Annotated in this window: 22 protein-coding genes; all 22 read right to left on the bottom strand. The window is 60.0% G+C overall.

Annotated elements, in window-relative coordinates:
- Positions 1 to 8: 8 nt before the first annotated feature.
- The 22 genes from HNR46_RS06455 to HNR46_RS06355 all read right to left on the bottom strand — a co-directional run bounded on the left by HNR46_RS06455 (position 9) and on the right by HNR46_RS06355 (position 14,944).
- Positions 9 to 509 carry a hypothetical protein gene (locus HNR46_RS06455; protein WP_184016985.1) on the bottom strand — a complete coding sequence of 167 codons (501 nt, stop codon included), beginning with the start codon at positions 507 to 509 and terminating at the stop codon, positions 9 to 11.
- On the bottom strand, positions 506 to 1,030 hold the full coding sequence (locus HNR46_RS06450) for a hypothetical protein (protein ID WP_184016983.1): 525 nt from the start codon (positions 1,028 to 1,030) through the stop codon (positions 506 to 508). Before HNR46_RS06450 ends, HNR46_RS06455 begins: the two co-directional genes overlap by 4 nt.
- 9 nt (positions 1,031 to 1,039) lie before the next feature.
- Positions 1,040 to 1,492 (bottom strand): hypothetical protein, encoded by a 453-nt coding sequence (locus tag HNR46_RS06445; RefSeq protein WP_184016981.1) that lies wholly within the window; start codon positions 1,490 to 1,492, stop codon positions 1,040 to 1,042.
- A 9-nt stretch (positions 1,493 to 1,501) separates the two neighbouring features.
- The gene (locus HNR46_RS06440; protein ID WP_184016979.1) at positions 1,502 to 1,921 is read right to left on the bottom strand and encodes a phage protein Gp36 family protein; all 420 of its coding nucleotides are present in this window, start codon (positions 1,919 to 1,921) and stop codon (positions 1,502 to 1,504) included.
- A gap of 79 nt (positions 1,922 to 2,000) precedes the next feature.
- Entirely contained in the window at positions 2,001 to 2,909 is a 909-nt protein-coding gene (locus HNR46_RS06435) for a Mu-like prophage major head subunit gpT family protein (protein WP_184016977.1), read from the bottom strand.
- Positions 2,910 to 2,951: 42 nt separating this feature from the next.
- A complete protein-coding gene (locus tag HNR46_RS06430) occupies positions 2,952 to 3,401 on the bottom strand; it encodes a hypothetical protein (RefSeq protein WP_184016975.1) in 450 nt (149 codons plus the stop codon).
- Between the two features lie 49 nt (positions 3,402 to 3,450).
- On the bottom strand, positions 3,451 to 4,419 hold the full coding sequence (locus HNR46_RS06425; RefSeq protein ID WP_184016973.1) for a phage protease: 969 nt from the start codon (positions 4,417 to 4,419) through the stop codon (positions 3,451 to 3,453).
- Positions 4,420 to 4,486: 67 nt separating this feature from the next.
- Positions 4,487 to 4,999, bottom strand: coding sequence for a phage virion morphogenesis family protein (locus tag HNR46_RS06420; RefSeq protein ID WP_221285047.1), 513 nt, complete (start codon positions 4,997 to 4,999; stop codon positions 4,487 to 4,489).
- A gap of 17 nt (positions 5,000 to 5,016) precedes the next feature.
- A complete protein-coding gene (locus HNR46_RS06415; protein WP_184016971.1) occupies positions 5,017 to 5,988 on the bottom strand; it encodes a tyrosine-type recombinase/integrase in 972 nt (323 codons plus the stop codon).
- A gap of 51 nt (positions 5,989 to 6,039) precedes the next feature.
- Positions 6,040 to 6,261, bottom strand: a complete 222-nt coding sequence (locus HNR46_RS06410) for a hypothetical protein (protein ID WP_184016969.1) — start codon at positions 6,259 to 6,261, stop codon at positions 6,040 to 6,042.
- A 1,074-nt stretch (positions 6,262 to 7,335) separates the two neighbouring features.
- Positions 7,336 to 8,280 (bottom strand): DUF5131 family protein, encoded by a 945-nt coding sequence (locus HNR46_RS06405; RefSeq protein WP_184016967.1) that lies wholly within the window; start codon positions 8,278 to 8,280, stop codon positions 7,336 to 7,338.
- The gene (locus HNR46_RS06400) at positions 8,277 to 9,071 is read right to left on the bottom strand and encodes a hypothetical protein (protein WP_184016965.1); all 795 of its coding nucleotides are present in this window, start codon (positions 9,069 to 9,071) and stop codon (positions 8,277 to 8,279) included. Before HNR46_RS06400 ends, HNR46_RS06405 begins: the two co-directional genes overlap by 4 nt.
- Positions 9,068 to 9,427 carry a hypothetical protein gene (locus HNR46_RS06395; protein ID WP_184016963.1) on the bottom strand — a complete coding sequence of 120 codons (360 nt, stop codon included), beginning with the start codon at positions 9,425 to 9,427 and terminating at the stop codon, positions 9,068 to 9,070. Before HNR46_RS06395 ends, HNR46_RS06400 begins: the two co-directional genes overlap by 4 nt.
- A 193-nt stretch (positions 9,428 to 9,620) precedes the next feature.
- Positions 9,621 to 11,141: a phage head morphogenesis protein gene (locus HNR46_RS06390; protein ID WP_184016961.1), complete on the bottom strand. Its 1,521-nt coding sequence runs from the start codon at positions 11,139 to 11,141 to the stop codon at positions 9,621 to 9,623.
- A 25-nt stretch (positions 11,142 to 11,166) separates the two neighbouring features.
- Positions 11,167 to 11,295: a hypothetical protein gene (locus HNR46_RS21175; protein ID WP_281375553.1), complete on the bottom strand. Its 129-nt coding sequence runs from the start codon at positions 11,293 to 11,295 to the stop codon at positions 11,167 to 11,169.
- A gap of 132 nt (positions 11,296 to 11,427) precedes the next feature.
- Complete coding sequence (locus HNR46_RS06385; RefSeq protein WP_184016959.1) at positions 11,428 to 11,640, bottom strand: hypothetical protein; 213 nt, start codon at positions 11,638 to 11,640, stop codon at positions 11,428 to 11,430.
- Complete coding sequence (locus tag HNR46_RS06380; RefSeq protein ID WP_184016957.1) at positions 11,637 to 11,990, bottom strand: hypothetical protein; 354 nt, start codon at positions 11,988 to 11,990, stop codon at positions 11,637 to 11,639. The genes HNR46_RS06385 and HNR46_RS06380 overlap by 4 nt, the downstream gene beginning before the upstream one ends.
- Before the next feature lie 5 nt (positions 11,991 to 11,995).
- Positions 11,996 to 12,607, bottom strand: coding sequence for a hypothetical protein (locus HNR46_RS06375; RefSeq protein WP_184016955.1), 612 nt, complete (start codon positions 12,605 to 12,607; stop codon positions 11,996 to 11,998).
- A 145-nt stretch (positions 12,608 to 12,752) separates the two neighbouring features.
- Positions 12,753 to 13,334, bottom strand: a complete 582-nt coding sequence (locus HNR46_RS06370; protein WP_184016953.1) for a host-nuclease inhibitor Gam family protein — start codon at positions 13,332 to 13,334, stop codon at positions 12,753 to 12,755.
- Positions 13,335 to 13,485: 151 nt separating this feature from the next.
- Positions 13,486 to 13,737, bottom strand: coding sequence for a hypothetical protein (locus HNR46_RS06365; protein ID WP_184016951.1), 252 nt, complete (start codon positions 13,735 to 13,737; stop codon positions 13,486 to 13,488).
- Positions 13,734 to 14,750, bottom strand: a complete 1,017-nt coding sequence (locus tag HNR46_RS06360; protein ID WP_221285046.1) for an AAA family ATPase — start codon at positions 14,748 to 14,750, stop codon at positions 13,734 to 13,736. The genes HNR46_RS06365 and HNR46_RS06360 overlap by 4 nt, the downstream gene beginning before the upstream one ends.
- Positions 14,747 to 14,944 carry a hypothetical protein gene (locus tag HNR46_RS06355; RefSeq protein WP_184016947.1) on the bottom strand — a complete coding sequence of 66 codons (198 nt, stop codon included), beginning with the start codon at positions 14,942 to 14,944 and terminating at the stop codon, positions 14,747 to 14,749. Before HNR46_RS06355 ends, HNR46_RS06360 begins: the two co-directional genes overlap by 4 nt.
- Positions 14,945 to 14,949: the final 5 nt, after the last annotated feature.

Genomic DNA, 14,949 nt, shown 5'->3' with positions numbered 1-14,949 from the left:
TAAAGAAATCAGGCGTATGCGATGACAATCTCCACCGAGCATTCAGCGGAGCCATTGTTCGCGAAGGTGATGGTCTCGACGACATCGATGTCGGTGCCCGCAGTGTCTTCGGTGAACTTGGCGAAGCCGGTATGCGACCCGAGGCTTGGGAAGATGTCCCCCGAACCGGTGCAGCTCATGAAGCCTGCATTTCCATCGATCCTGCGAACGGAAATGAAGTGGATGCGATCGACCTCGATCGCCTGGCCATCGACGAGATTCTTACCGTCTCCATTCGTGACTGTGGCGCCATCAGCAGTGACGACGAGATCGGCAAGATTGAGGATGGGATTCACCGTGTCCGTGATGCCGGAGATCCGGATGACATGGATGCCAATGGGCGGTGTAGAAAACTGCTCCATATCGATGGTGCTATCTGCACCCAGCGTGACCTTCCCGGAGATACCTGGAAGGCTGGAGCGGGCAATCCCTTGAAGCTGGAGACGGAAGTGGCAGTGATCGAGGGTCATGATGGAATGGGCCAGTTGAGGTGGATTTGATCGAGCGTGCCGGGAACGTCCGGGCCGCAGCCGATGCGCAGCCGGTAACTGGCGAGGAGCTGGCGGGTGGGCTGATTTTCGATCGCCAGCCAATCGCGGGAGGTGCGGCGGAAGCCATTGCAGAGGATATCCCCTGCTACGGTGCCGGTGAATCCGGTGAACCAGAGGTCGACCTGATGGGCTAGATCGAGGAGGGCGCTGCGCCCGGCGGGGGTGGGTCGAAAAGTGTGTTGACCACTTCGAAGCTGGAAGCTCGTCGCCGCCTGGACGGTGGTAGTGATGGTGAGATCATGGATGCCGGGAGCCTGGTCTACGTCCACCGCTTGCTCCCCGCCATAGGCCAGGATGAGACGCCATCCGCGCGGTGCGGCTGCACAGATGATCTCGATGACATCCTCCGGATCGGTGGCGATGTGCAGATCCCCGCCGATGGCCTCCACAGCAGGGCGGAGACCTTCATCCAAAACGCGGAGTACCGTGGCGGGAGTCATCGGGGATATTCAGGCGAGGTGCTTGGCGAGCAGCGCCTCCAGTTCAGTGATGAAAGCCTCTGCGGCATCTGGATTGAAATCCGCAGCAATGGCGACATGAGCGGCAGCGGTGGGATCTGCCAGATGGGGTAGGCGCTCCCGCGTGACTGCGACGACAGTCCGCGCATTCCGCACCAGATTTCCGAGCGCGGTCTGAATCTCTTCCGCCGATTTCCGCGCCTGAACCAGCACAGGATCTGCACCACCGAAGATGCCGCTAAGCGGCTTCTCCGCGGGCTCCTGAGCGGCAGCCTCTTGTGCGGAGGTGCGGGCAGGCTTGCCCACCTTCATTGGCTGTGGGGCGGGTAGCATGGGCCCGCGCAGGGCTTTCTCTACCGAGGCCTTTTTCTCCTCAATCATCGGGGTGATATCGGGAATGCCAGGTGGCGGGCTGTCTGAACGGGTGTCTTCTTTTACGCTCATGAGGGTGATCTAGTAGGCTAGGCGTCCGTCCGTGGCGGTGGTCTTGGCGGGTTCCGTGATGGCTGCAACGGAATCCTTTTTGCGATTGATGTCGGGAGTGAGGGGCTCTTCCCCATTGGCGATGCGGCCAAGCTTCTCGGTCATTTCCTTGGCGGGCGTTTCCCAGGGGTTCGGGGACTTGCCCCGGCGGAAGTAGAGGGTGGCCAGTACGAAAATCTTAGCCGCGGACTTGACGATTGCAGGAATCGGCTCCGCGAAGGGGACGGCGAAGCGCTGGCCAAGAATGCCGTCAATGTCATTGGCCGCATCTGCTTCGATCTTTTCCCACAGACCGGGATCCTGCCGCTGATCTCCGTCATCATCCAAGGCTTCGGTGATGAAGGCAGGCGGCAGCTTTGGCTCAATGTCATCCTGGGTGATGTAGGGCATGATGCAGGAAAGAAAACCCGGCGGAGTGTGGGGAGCGGCGCTCCCGCCCCGCCGGGTGTGTAGAGGGTGAAGCAGCAGATTATGATGGGTCCGTAGTGCCGTCCGATCCCCAGGCGAGCTGGGGCAAACCGTAGCCTGCGTTGTAGCGCCCGTATGCCTGATAGAGGTATTCCTTTTTCAGGAAGACATGGTCCGACTCTTCCGTGGTGAGGGAATTGAACTCAATAGGCACCTCCTTCTGGAGGATGAAGGGCCGAACCGGGCGGCTGAGGTCCATGAGGAACCATGCCTCACCAGACAGTCGGGAGAGAACCTTCAGAGTGGCAGTGCCTTGGTGGATGTTGTCCGCTCCCGCCGCATTCCGAGTGGCTACGAGGATCTCGCGCGCGGCGTCCTCCTTGTCAGGAGAAACTACGAGAGTCAGATTCCGGCCGATCCCCATGGGGCGACCGTAAGCATTCTTGAGGCTCTTAAACGCAGCCTTGGCCTCCGAGTAGGATGATGCGGCCAGCTTCTTGGTGCCCTTGTTGGTGAACTTGGTGCTCTTGTTGTTCCCGGGCTCGTGAGGCTTGTTCGCGGCGAAGAATGCGGTGCCGGTATAGTCCTTATCCGTGAAGGCATTTTCAAGCAGGGATGCCAGCATCTCATCCGGGTGCTCCGCAGCGGCGGCACCCATGCCCGAAAACAGCGGATTGTAAATGCCAGCGGCGTTCCGCTCAATGTCCGCACGCTTCACGCTCACGGTGGACTCGAACTCCTCGTTGGCGATGGCGAACTTGTTTGCGGCGACATTCTCAATGACCACCTCTCCGACGAGCTTCTTCATGCCGGGAAATGCTCCCAGCCAGTGGTAAAGCTCTTCAGCGGCATTCGATTGGGTGACCATGTAGAGGTCCGTGCTCTCTGGAGCGGAACCGTGGAAGGCGGCATCATAGATGACACGGTATCCACGGAAGAGGGCGGCAAGGGCGGCTTTGTTGATTTGCATAACCGGAGATGGAAGGGAGGTTCAGATTTCAGGGGCGGCGGATCAGGCACCAGCCTCGGCAACGGCGAGGTCGATCGCGTCCTCAATGGCGGAGGAGTTCGTGGTATCCACCCAGACGCCATCCGAATCGATTCGGACGACCACGCCTGCGATGACCTTATTGGTGCTGCCCGCCGTGACGCAGACCGAGGTGCTGGTCTTCACGAAGCAATGCTTCCCGATGGAGGCGATGGTGACTGGGTTGGTGGGATCGTTGTCCCACTTGAAGATGCCACGTTTGAGCAGGGATTCGACATCACCCGCGAGTCCGGCCGCATTATCGAAGTCCCCTTCCGAGCGCCCGATAACCCGGAGTCCGGCGGTGTCCGCTGCGGGTAGGGCATTGCCAGTCGCATTGACGGCACCGATCTCACCAGCGGCGAGGGAAGTGGCAGCGGCGAGCCCGGGATTCAGGAAGGCACCGCTGGGAAGTTCTGGAGCGTTGAAGGCCATGATGGGAGATGTGCTAGGATTCAGTATTCAGGATTCAGCGGGGAAAGGATCAGGCGGTCTTGCGGTATTCGTCCTCGGAAATGCCGAGCTGCTTGATCACCTCCGACTCTTCAGCGCTGAGGGCTTTAGGGCGGCCTTCATCTCCATGCTGTTTGGAGGTTGCGGCGGCTGTCGGAACCTCGCCCGGCTTCAGGTCCTTCAGCACCGTCTTCAGTGTGGAGAGCGGGAGAGCCTCAGCCGCCTCAGCGGAGAATGGGATGGCCTTGCCCGCGAGCTTTGCCTCGGACAGGAGATTCCGCTTTTCCAGCAGATCGATGCGGGCAGAGAGAGCATCCGCATTCATTGGGGTGGTCTCTTCTTTCTCTGGGGCATCCGGCTTTGAGAGTGCGTCGAACTTGGCCACGATGTCCTCCTCCTTCATGGAGTTCAGATCATCCGTGGAAACATTGAGGAGCTTGGCGAGGATGGCGGAATGGTTGGTGTCCATGGTGGTGGGAGTGGTATCTGTGGAGAGTGGCGATGCCTCTGCGGACATGGCGGTGGCGTAGGCGCGCAGATCATCGATCTGGCCAGCACGAGTGAGAGCGACCGAATGCAGTCCGATCACTACGCCATCCGCATCCCGGTGAACGGTAGGAGACAGGTCCCGGTAATGCTTCCCGGTGTAAAATTTGGTGCCCTCCGGAGTCCAAGAATCTGCAGCTGGAGTCCAAACGATGCCCACCCCTTCCATCACCGAAAGCGCTCCATAGGCTGCGACTGGCTTCGGTTCCGGGAGGTCCTTGCGGAAAGTATTGTGCTCGAAATCGAGGGCGATCTCATTCTTCCCAAGTCGCGCCTGATTCCCTGCAAGCACCGCGACCGTCTTTTCATTCACGATGACGGGGCGGCCCTCGAGATCCCGGCTCTCTCCCCACTTGGCAATGACGAGTGATTCCGGAAGGGGAATGCGACCCGTTTCATTCGGGGTGGCCAGAGCGATCGGCTCAATCAGGGTGGCGAGGGTGACGGTCGGCACGATATGGAAACCGTATCACGAGAGATTCCACGCCAGCGGACCTATTGGACTGTTTTGACCAGAGAGATCACTTTTTGTCCAATTTCGCACGGAGGATCGACTCCATGTTCGTGATGGCCCGTTGGGTGGGGCGACCATCCCGGAAGAACGGGAGATAGGGGCGAGCCGGAATTTTCGAACCAGGATGCTTCACAGATGCGAATGGACCGCCTTTCATCCCAGGCCAGGCGAGCGCCTTCTTCCGCTTCGGCTTGATCACATGCGGTGCCGTCTCCCCTCCCAGCTGGTGAATCGCGGCGTAGTGGCGATCACTGCCCACCAAGGCCTCCCCCGCCGTGGCAGAGACCATCCGTACGGACTTCGCTAAGGTGCCACTCTTCCGCAGAGTGGCGGGGCTGCCGTCTTTCTTGGCAGGCCAGGCAGTGGGCCGTAATGCGGGCTGCAGGAATGCGCGCTTTGCCAATGACACCACCCCCAGACCCATGGCACGGTGCAAGCCGACCTTATCCCCCGCGAGCTCCACCCGGAGAGCGAGGTCAGGATCAATGGTGTCCGATACTTTGATGAGGCGAACCTGCATATTCAGGTGTGGCTGCGTCAGGTGTGGCTGCGGAGAGATTCCAACGGGCTGGGAAGGCTCAGGCATTCCTTGCGAGCGTATCCCATGGTGGTGCGAATATCTGAATGACCCATGGCCTCCTGCACCCGCCGCGGACTGTGCCCTGCATCCATGAGATCACTGCAGTAGGCGTGACGCAAACAATGGGGCGTGACCTTGCCAGGAATTCCGGCGGCCTCCGAGGCCCGTTTGATAGCACGCTGGATCACATCCTCCCCGACGCGCCAACGAACGATCTTTCCCGTGCGGGGGTGGGAGCAGGGCATCGGAGAGGGAAAAAGAAAATGCCAGCGAACCTCAAACTCCCGCTTGGGATATTTCACATCCAACCTTCCAGGTAGCTGGACAGGCTGGCGCGCGGCCACATCCACCTCTGCCAATGCTGACGCGCGAGCAAGCTGCCGCCGGAGCGCGGGAAGGAGAATGGTGGGGATGGTCACTTGGCGATCTTTGTCGCCCTTATCCTCATGAATGGTGAGCACCATGCGATCGAGGTCGAAATCCTTGATCCGAAGTTCACAAGCCGATTTGACGCGGAGGCCACAGCCATACAGCAGAGCCGCAAGCAGCCGGACATTGTAGGTAGGAGTGTTCGTCAACTTCGAGAACATCGCCGAGATCTCCGCCTGGGTGGGCACATAGCGCTCCCTAAACCCCCGGCGGCAGCGCAAAGCAGACACATCCCCAATCTCCACTTTCACCACATGACGGTAAAAGAAGAGTAGGGCATTGAAGGCCTGATTCTGGCTCACCGCTGAATACTCCGCGTGCGCCATCCGACTAAGGAAGCTCTCCATCTTCTCCTCCGAGGTCCCACAAACCCGCGCCTGAGGCGTGACCAGGAACTTCAGATATTTCAAGATCCAGGAACGATAGGAGCGCTCCGTAGAAAGAGCGATTCGACGTCGGGCGATCAGGTCAAAACGTTGTAGGATTTCCGTGCGATTCATCGGCGATGGGTATTTTAACGATGGGTATAATAAACCGCGGGCGCGGTTGAATCAGTCGTTCTGCTGAGATTTGCGCCGGGCCTTTTTGGCGGTTTCTTCCTGGAGCGCGGCCATCATCTCGTCGTGATCCACCGAGATCCCGATGTCATGCGACCAAGTTCCTGGGTTCGTGCTGTGGATCGCGAAGTCGAGCTTCCCGGCGATGATGAGGCGCTTCACGGCATCACACTGTTCGTCTGTGAGGTCGGCGAGGGTTTCTTCTGTGTCGTTCATTTTGCGGTTTCGTTGAGTGGGCATTTCGGGTTTTCGCGGCCAACGCACTTCCAGTGTTTGAACATGAAACCATATCTCTGATCACAAAGAAACGTAGCCCGACCCATTGACGATCCAGCCTCTTTTGCGCGCCGGTAATGGTAGCGGTGGGGGCATTCCTGTGTCGGCGGGAGAGCAGAACGCCAGCTCTGAAGCGTAAGCTAGTGGGTCGCCTTGCCGCCTCCCCGCTTCGCGGGTCCGGCAACAAGGCTCCGGAAGGGACCCGCTGGGGCTCACTCCCTCGGTCTCGGCGCATGCCTCCAGAAAGGCTTTGGCCGCAAATATCATTCGTTGCTGTGCTGGTATCATAAGCTTTCGGTCGTTCTATGCCCCATCGGGCGCTTCAGAGCTGGCGTTGGCGGAATCAAATTTTCGCAGTTCGGAGGCGGCTTCGAGGAGCGCGAACCATGCGCGGACTACACCAGCTTCGGCGCATCCCTCATTGGGGCAGCTTCGTGCGTCACCGAATCCGTGGTAGCAGCCATCCGAGAGTAGCGAATCTAGCCTTTGGTCAGCATTTGAGAACGCGACCAAATCCGCCAACAAGTCGGTGGAGTTCGACGCCCTACAGCGTCCTTGTTGAATTTCGTCTGCCATATGGGTTCAGAGTTGGGGTTTAGGTTCGGAGTCTTGGGCGCGCGTCTCACCTCCAGCGCTGAAGTGCGGACGCCTGCACGCGCATCTGAGAGGCTAGGCTATACGGCATGAAGCGGACGCGGCCGACCCACTCGATCAGCCGCTCATCGGCTGCCCTCGTGAAGCAGTCTGCGCAGATGTAGCCGGGGCCGAACCTTTCGCCGATCACCTCTTCCCATAGATCGTTGTCGGCGTGCGTATCGATCGTGATGTATCGCTGGCAGCGCGCGCACCGTGGGCGGGTCGGGATGCGAGACGGAGCAGAACCAGACGGCGCAGCGCAACCCTCGTTCGCGGGGGAGTTTCGTGGTGATTCAGTCTTCATTGGCGCTCACTTCGGGTTGCTGGCCATCGGCGTTCGAGAGTTTGTTGGCAGGCATCCATGGCTAGATTTGATCGTTATGATTTGAACTGATGCCCTTCCGCCGCCGATTTGGCAGATGGGAATTCGAGATGCTCCTGAGAATCGAGAATCCGGCCTGCCATTGATTTTCCAACTCGCTCGAGCGGGTAGCAGACCTTTCCCGGATGTTTGGTTGCGATCGGATTGGCCAGGTCATAGGCGTATTCCCCCCACTGCTTGAACAAGAAGGGGACATGGGCAGCCTGGCACTGATCCCTAATTTTACGGACCCAAGCCGGATGTATGGGCCGCGATTTTGGGCCGGATTCACCACCCGCAATCACCCAATGAATTCGCTGTGCGCTGGGTCCGGTATGACCGCGCCCCTCAATACCCCAGTTTCCAGTGAGTGCGTCACAGGTGTTCCCATCCGCATCTTCGATGTGGCGTAGATCAATTGGGCCGAGCAGTGGCTCACACGAGAGGAAGCGCACGCGAGCCGGGATCTCCAGAAGGATTGGAACCCGGTGCATGGCCTGCTCCTGATTTTCCACAGTGACACCGAGCCACACGTTCTCCAAAGCCTCCCCTTCTTCGAGATGAACGAATCCAGCACCGGAGGTTCCGCCAATCCATTTCGCCATGAATGCGGGCCGCTTGGTGAGTAGAAGCCAATCAAGAGATTTGGTTTCAACAATAAGGTTGAAAAGACGCTCGCGATGAGGATCGAGGTCAGCGCGTTCTTCAAATACATCTGCCATGCTGGCGCAGAAGACTCGCTTGCGTTCGCCTGCGGCTTCAGCAGCGGCGTTCCATTTCTTTGGCTCGTTCCAATGTTTGTCTCCGAACGTGCGACGAAGGGAGTTTGTCCCCCATATGGCGTGGCCAGTTCGCTTACTGAAGGCCTCTGCATAGCAGTTCTGGCAACCAGGTGAAACCTTCACGCAACCCCACCAAGGATTGAAGGTGTGGTGGGTCCACTCAATCTTTGAGTCCTTCATTGTGGCGAAGTGATGAGGTTGAGCAGGTCGGAGTATTCCGTGAACTCGGAGCGGACGATGCGTGCCCATGCGGTCTCATTCTGCTCAAGGAACGCCGCCTCATGGATGAGGTTCGCAAACACATCTGACTGCCGGGCGTGGTGCAGCACCGGTCCACAGAAGCTGAAGCAATGTCCCCGGCGGTAAGCCTCCTTGCACCAGATGAAAAACATCCAGATGTCATCCATGCGGCCGACGCCTTCAACGAACTGGCACCACGGCCACCAGAGTTTAGGGCGAAACGCGATGTTCATTCCACTCCCGGCAAACCAGTTCCCAAAGATGGCCTCTCCCTGAGAAAGGAAGTCCATGTCCGAATAGGCACCTTCTACCAGTTGGCGAGCTGCATCCCGATCCGGAATGCCTGACCACCATCCGAGCGAGCATGCCACTGGTAGCTCTACATCCCCATGAAAGTAAGGAGTGCCGCGGCTAGGCGGGTGGGTGACATGATCGAATGGATAAACTCGCTGGGGCTTCAAGGAGGCGAGATGGTCGGCAATCACCACATCCAGATCGGGAACCTCAGGCGTGGGGCGGAGGTCATCATCCAGGACGATGAGGACATCCACGCCGGCCTCCAGCGCGCGGCGGATTCCGATGTTCTTGGTGGAGGCGCCGCCGGCGCGATGCTCATCCTGCTGAAACATCAGAGCAGGGTGATTCCCCCAGGCAGCGACAAACTCTGCCTGAACCTGCGGCTGGTGCCAGGGGACCAGAACAGCGATGGATTCTGAATCAATGGTGATCATAGGTGTAGAAGAATGGAAGCCGTGAGGCGCTGGTGATCGGGAGAGCCGGACATCAGCTGGAGGTGCCGAGCGATGCGGTGCGCTGCGCTGGTGTGGTCTGCTAAGTCCAGCACCAGGGCGATCTCAGGCAGGGTGAGGCGGCAGAAATCCCGCAGCCCCCACGCGGTGATGAAGCGAATGGATGAGAGCTGGGAGGTGCCGCGTCCACCGGTGCTGATTTCCTCAGGCGTCAGACCGGTGCGCATGGAGACGTGTTCAATCCAAACCGATGGTTGGAGACGCGCCCTTTCGGCGGCAAAGTCACGCCGTGCCAACTCCTCCAGCAGGTCAGAAGTGCGAATGGACTCCAAGTTCATGACGTGAAGGAATCGAGTGATGGGTCCTCCGGAAGATCTCCCACTACGTCACTTTCACCCCGAGCTATGGCGAGCATCTCCTCCGCATGTGCAGGGTGCACTCCCAACCCAATGAGGGCGCTGCGGGCTTCAGCATAGGGCAGATCCCCGGACGCGAACCGGGCCAGCAAATCAGCGGCTTTTTCTTTCTCTGTCATAGCATCCATCCTTTCTCACGGAAGAGCTGGCGAATCGCGGCGCGGGCGGGAGCGAACTCGTGGGGTGGCCACTGCCGCCATGATTCGATGCTGGATGAAACCCGCAGAAGGTCTGCCGAGAGTTCGGCGGTGGCGGACTCCTCCGCAATGAACTGAGCATAGGCCCGAGCCCAGATTTCCAGACTGGAGAGGAAGTAATGCTTCATCCTCACCGGAATCCGGGAGGCGCGGATCTCCTCGCAGGTGGGCGTCTGCCGGAGCATGGCGCAGATGGCGTGGACCGGGCTGGCAGGGTCTGCGGAAGCGAAGACGTTCGGCGATCCAAGGGCCTGATGATCGAGATAATGGCCGATCTCATGCGCTGCGGTGAGGTGACGCCAAGGTCCGTCTTCTCGGATGGCCAGATGCTTCTTCGGGAAATGGTAAACGCCCAGGTGATTCGCGGTCTTCGGTGCGCGGCGCGCGGCGTAGCCGGGCAGCACCCCGTCATCATGCACAGAGTCGATGGCGGAAAGAGCCTCCTTCCAAGTGCGGGCGACCTCCCCACGTGATGCAATCGGAAGGCCAGCGGAAACGGGCGACTGCCGAGGGGTGGACACGGGTGCGGCGGCAGGAGCTATGGCGGGCGCGGGGCTGGACTGAGGCGCTGATGCGGCGGGGGTGCCTTCAAAAGTCTCCCAAACGGTGCGCCCCTCGCCGATGTCGGTGCTGCGTGCCCAGCTCTCGAAAACTTGCCGATCCTGCGGGGTATGGCGGGCTAGGATCTGCTGGAGGTCCAGCCCTGCATCCCCCGGCCGCCATTCGTAACCGGTGCTGCCCTGTTTCTCCCGTGGCGTGCGGATGTCCACGGTGCCTCCATCATCAATCCTGAGGACGCCCTGAGACTCGACCTCCTGGAGGCGGTAGCCATCCACTACGCTCTGCTGCTCCGGCGGGAGCTTCTGCTCCGCCGCGCGGATCTCCTCCACTTCGTCCGCAGTAAGGGGAACCTTATCACAGCGGCAGCCGAATTCCCACGGCGGGGTGTGATTCTCCCAGAATGGATGCAGCGTGGGGAAGATCTTCCCGCCCAGCGCGGAGTGAGATGGACGGACATGATGATCCCCGCTGTCGAGATACTGGCTGTATGGAAAAGCATCTGCCTCCTCACGGATCAGCTTATCCTGCGTCTGAGCATAGGCCTGCCATCCATGCATCTTTAAGAGCATCTCCGCCCGGCGGGTGGCTTCTCCTAGCTGCTTCGCCCGCTCTTCCTCCTCGGTGGCTGTGATGATCCAGGGGGAGATCTCATCCAAGATCTGAGACTTAAGTTCATCAAAGTCCCCGCCAACTGGAAGTTCCGCCGTCAAATCCCGCACCCGCGCCAGCACGTTCAAATCCTCCACTCCGGTGACAGTAAAAGCGCGCGCCCGTAGTTCCGGCAGCAAGCCATCAAACACATCCCGCCGTGCGGGGACCTTGGCAGCGACGAGCTCGCTGCCTTCTTCATGCGGGATGGGTGTGTGGAGAAGATTCAAGACGTGTGGAAAGTTAGAGTGGTGATCACCAGATTAGAACAAGCGCCATGATGAACCAACCGATGCCGTGCTCTCCGTTTGTGACAAGGATGAGCAGGCCGCAAACGACGGCGGCGGCGAGGGTGGCGAGGGCTTTGGCTGTGGAATCAGTCATAAGGCTCTGTGGTGCGATCTGAGGCGGGTGTGGCGCGATGGGTCTGGGAATGCGGGGAAATCGATCCGGGAGGCTCTAGGGTGCGGCTGAGCGCGGCCGTGCGGTGGTTTCCCGGGGTGATGATGTGATGGGCTAGTGGATCAGGAATTTCTCCAGCGGGCTGTGAGTGGTGATGCGACTGTCGGTGAGCAAGCCGCCCTTCATGATCCGCACCGCCTCCACCACATCCGGGATGGTCGGTGGGGATTCATCAAACGTGGCAGCGGAGGTGCGCTGGCGCGTGGTGAAGGTGACGGCTACTTCACGGCCATCCGCCAAGGTGATGTAGAAGATCGGCTCGATCATGACTCCTCTCTGGCTGCCAGTTCCCACTCATGAGTGCGCTGAGGTGTCCAAAATTCCGGATCCGCTGACTCCTCCAGATAGTTCATCAAGGAATCAATCCGGATCAGAGTGACGCGCGGTGCGGGGCGGCGCGAGATGATGAATCCCGCGCGCACAGCGATCCGGAGATTCCGCCAGGAAAGCTCCAGCCCAAGCTTGGATGGGATGTCCTTCGTAAGCTGAACCTCCGGCTTCCATGTGCGGAGCATCGGAATCAATGAGCCATCCTTCTGGCGCACTAGATTCACCACGCCCAGAGACGGGATACCTGGGATGAGCCCGGGCGGAATTGGAATGATGTTTCGGCTCATGGCGGTCAGAGTTTGCGCTGGCTCTTGTTCCGATTCCGCGTTCTGCCGCGGCCTTCACGTGCAGCGATGCGGTTCCGGATGTGAAAGAAAAGCACCCGCAGCTGAGCGTGGGTGAGATCCCGCATCGGCGTGCGCGGATACTTTCGTCGCGCCTCGCTCTCTACGTAGGCAGCGGTGATCAGGTCATCCCGATGGGCAGCAGCCATGCGAATGGCGTGGGTGCCGAGTTCCTTCAGGATGAGGGCGCGCCAATCTTCCCGTGCTTCGTGGGTATCTCCACGTGCTCCATGGTCCTTCACCCGACCGCTGCGCATGTGGGTGCGAAAGGCCTCTGCATCCCGCCCCTGCAAGGTGAGCCAGTGCGCCATGAGCGGGCGGAAGTCCCGATTCTGACAATCCCGCAACGAGGATTTTCCCACGGATTCCTGCTGCTGGGCTCGCCGCCAGGTATCTCGGTTGGCTGATTCCGAGAGAGCTGGAACCCGATCGATCAGGCCAGCCCGATCCTGCACCTCGAAGGCTTTCGCAGCTTCCTGTGCGAGGCGGGATTTCTGGGCTTTTGACAGCCCGCCAGGAAAGGTCTTTTCCCGGCTGGTGGGAGTGTGTTTGCGATTCATGGTGTCCTCCAATAAGTGATGAGTGATGGGCCCGATCAGTCCTCCTGAGGAGGCTGGCCGCTGCTGATGCGGGGCAATAACAGGGCGGTCATGAAGCCGATGAAGTAGGCCACCCCGATAGCGATCATAAGTGTCATGGCGGTGATCAGGCTGCGGATGATTCCTTCCCGCCACTCATGGCCTCTGCCTCCGGACGATTCGGGCGGAAGCGGAAATCCTCCTCCACCACCACGGTGATGCCGATAGCCTGAAGGAAGCTGCGAGCTTCCGAGCTGTCACGATAGGCCCGGAGGATCGCGTTCTTATCCAGCGCCACGGAGACCTTCGCAAAACGATCAATTGTCGCATCCTCACTGGCCAGGAGCGCATCCAGTGCATCTCCGGCCTTCACTCCCGGAAGATATGCGACCTTTCCCGACCCCTTGCGAAACTCGAGGTCATGACCGGCAACGGTGATCGACTGGCGTTCTCCAAATTCGTTGCCGCGATGGGCGAGCGCCCAGGCGCGCATGCGCTTCACATTCTCAGCGATCTCCTTATCCAAAGTCTCAATCTGGACATTGAAGCCATCTTGAATCTCGGAGAGCGCCTGGTCCCGCCGGGCGGCGGTGACATCCCGCTCAATGGTGAGATCGGCAGTAGCGATGACAAGGGCCGTGAGTTCATCCCGGTTCTTCACGGGAGCGATGCGGACTTTCTGGCGGATGCGGTCTGGACGTATGTTCATAAAAGTTTGGTGGATTTCAGGTTTCAGGTAACAGGGGAAATAGTGAAGGATTGCTGCGCTGCCCGGCTCCTCGAGCGAGGGCGGCAGAGCCGGGAAGGTAGTGGCGATCGGGTGTCCTCCAGTCGTGCTCCTTCCCGGCTCACTGCTGTTGCTAGGGCGGTGAGGAATGCGCCACCCCATTGCACGCGCGGGGGACGCGATGGCGGACATTGATGACGGTGTGCCCGGGGTGCCGACGCAGCGCCGAGTAGATGGCCCCACCGGTGCTGGTGGTGCCCACCGTGGACTTATGCAGTTGCCCGCGAGGCGACCGCAGCACCACCTCCACGATGCGCGGGTATCCGGCGGACGGATGCTCCCAGCCATCAGGCACGGACTGAGGGAAGAGGTATTCGTGACTCATCGCTCGTGGAGGGCTTTGAGCTCCGAAGCCCAGCGGATCAGATCCGTAGCGGCAGGCTCCTCATCCGATTGATTCGCCCGGTCTGAGAGATCCCGCAGGAAGGCGTAGTTTCCACTGCGCCCGGCGTGATCCGCAATCACCGGCACGGCCCGCCTCCAGTCCCCGCCATTCAGTGAGGGAATGCGACGGCTGAGGAATAGCTCCACATCAGTCTGGCTAGGCGGGCCGAGGATGACGCGATCATGAAGGCGATTAAAGACAAGCTGCCGCGCCTCCTCCCAGCTGCGAGCTGCGAGCTTCCGCCACAAGGTGCCGATGGCGGCAACGATGATATGACAGCGGGTGCGGTTGAGCAGGGTTTTCAGCACATTGAGAACCGGTGCGCCCATGTGGTGGCCCTCGTCGATCGTGAGGACATGATTGCCCTCCCCCAAGGCCATGATGGTGGCATCCATGAGGTCTGCGGTGGATGATGGCAGGTCCTCCCGTTTCTTCCGTGGATCCACGGCCAGCAAGATGTCTCGCAGGGCGCCCGCAGCGGAGCGCCAGCCCTCATGCGCCTCGACCTGTACCACAAGTCCCGTAAATCGGGCGGCAATGAGCTTGAGGCTCTCCGTCTTTCCCGCGCCGCTGGGACCCTCAATGATGAGCAGCCGCTTCTTTCCGCGCTGAGGAATGAGTGATCCTGCCGCAAGATTCGTCTCCAACGCAGGTTGCAGGTCCTCATAGATCTGCTCCGCCGCGGCAGCTCCAATTAGAGCCTCGATCGCAGCCCAGACGCCCCGGTATTTTGGGAGGTGCTGGGAGGGATTCAGGCTTTCCAGATCTCCATTCCGAAGCTTCCGGTAGGTCTTGTCACTGCCGAGAGCCGGGAAACGGCGGATCATCTGATTGTCCGACACTGCAGGGCGCTGCTGCTCCTGCCAGACGCGGATGCTGCGGGCGATCCCGATGAGTTGGTCCCCATGTTCGGCCGCCACCTCAGGATGAGAAGGATCCGAGTGGGGGTTCACTGCTGACCTCCCGCGTTTGCCTGCTGGCGCTCCGCAAACATCGCGTCTGCATACGCGCCGGCACGCCGGGCCACGTATTGCTCAAGGCTCAGGCCCTCAGCTGCGGCCTCGGACGAAGTGAGCCGCGAATCCGCGAATCCCTCCCGCAGCAGGCCATTGAGAGCCTTCGCCGCGAAGTAGTCCCGCAGTGTCATCTCCT

Source organism: Haloferula luteola, assembly GCF_014201715.1.
Classification (GTDB): domain Bacteria; phylum Verrucomicrobiota; class Verrucomicrobiia; order Verrucomicrobiales; family Akkermansiaceae; genus Haloferula; species Haloferula luteola.
Note: the sequence above shows the minus strand (reverse complement) of the source record. Positions and strands in the feature narration are given on the sequence as shown.

Excerpts from the sequence above, each read along its gene's own strand:
- HNR46_RS06455 (WP_184016985.1), bottom strand. The coding sequence starts at position 509 with ATGACCCTCGATCACTGCCACTTCCGTCTCCAGCTTCAAGGGATTGCC.
- HNR46_RS06450 (WP_184016983.1), bottom strand. The coding sequence starts at position 1,030 with ATGACTCCCGCCACGGTACTCCGCGTTTTGGATGAAGGTCTCCGCCCT.
- HNR46_RS06445 (WP_184016981.1), bottom strand. The coding sequence starts at position 1,492 with ATGAGCGTAAAAGAAGACACCCGTTCAGACAGCCCGCCACCTGGCATT.
- HNR46_RS06440 (WP_184016979.1), bottom strand. The coding sequence starts at position 1,921 with ATGCCCTACATCACCCAGGATGACATTGAGCCAAAGCTGCCGCCTGCC.
- HNR46_RS06435 (WP_184016977.1), bottom strand. The coding sequence starts at position 2,909 with ATGCAAATCAACAAAGCCGCCCTTGCCGCCCTCTTCCGTGGATACCGT.
- HNR46_RS06430 (WP_184016975.1), bottom strand. The coding sequence starts at position 3,401 with ATGGCCTTCAACGCTCCAGAACTTCCCAGCGGTGCCTTCCTGAATCCC.
- HNR46_RS06420 (WP_221285047.1), bottom strand. The coding sequence starts at position 4,999 with ATGCAGGTTCGCCTCATCAAAGTATCGGACACCATTGATCCTGACCTC.
- HNR46_RS06415 (WP_184016971.1), bottom strand. The coding sequence starts at position 5,988 with ATGAATCGCACGGAAATCCTACAACGTTTTGACCTGATCGCCCGACGT.
- HNR46_RS06410 (WP_184016969.1), bottom strand. The coding sequence starts at position 6,261 with ATGAACGACACAGAAGAAACCCTCGCCGACCTCACAGACGAACAGTGT.
- HNR46_RS06405 (WP_184016967.1), bottom strand. The coding sequence starts at position 8,280 with ATGAAGGACTCAAAGATTGAGTGGACCCACCACACCTTCAATCCTTGG.
- HNR46_RS06400 (WP_184016965.1), bottom strand. The coding sequence starts at position 9,071 with ATGATCACCATTGATTCAGAATCCATCGCTGTTCTGGTCCCCTGGCAC.
- HNR46_RS06395 (WP_184016963.1), bottom strand. The coding sequence starts at position 9,427 with ATGAACTTGGAGTCCATTCGCACTTCTGACCTGCTGGAGGAGTTGGCA.
- HNR46_RS21175 (WP_281375553.1), bottom strand. The coding sequence starts at position 11,295 with ATGACTGATTCCACAGCCAAAGCCCTCGCCACCCTCGCCGCCGCCGTC.
- HNR46_RS06385 (WP_184016959.1), bottom strand. The coding sequence starts at position 11,640 with ATGATCGAGCCGATCTTCTACATCACCTTGGCGGATGGCCGTGAAGTA.
- HNR46_RS06380 (WP_184016957.1), bottom strand. The coding sequence starts at position 11,990 with ATGAGCCGAAACATCATTCCAATTCCGCCCGGGCTCATCCCAGGTATC.
- HNR46_RS06375 (WP_184016955.1), bottom strand. The coding sequence starts at position 12,607 with ATGAATCGCAAACACACTCCCACCAGCCGGGAAAAGACCTTTCCTGGC.
- HNR46_RS06370 (WP_184016953.1), bottom strand. The coding sequence starts at position 13,334 with ATGAACATACGTCCAGACCGCATCCGCCAGAAAGTCCGCATCGCTCCC.
- HNR46_RS06365 (WP_184016951.1), bottom strand. The coding sequence starts at position 13,737 with ATGAGTCACGAATACCTCTTCCCTCAGTCCGTGCCTGATGGCTGGGAG.
- HNR46_RS06355 (WP_184016947.1), bottom strand. The coding sequence starts at position 14,944 with ATGACACTGCGGGACTACTTCGCGGCGAAGGCTCTCAATGGCCTGCTG.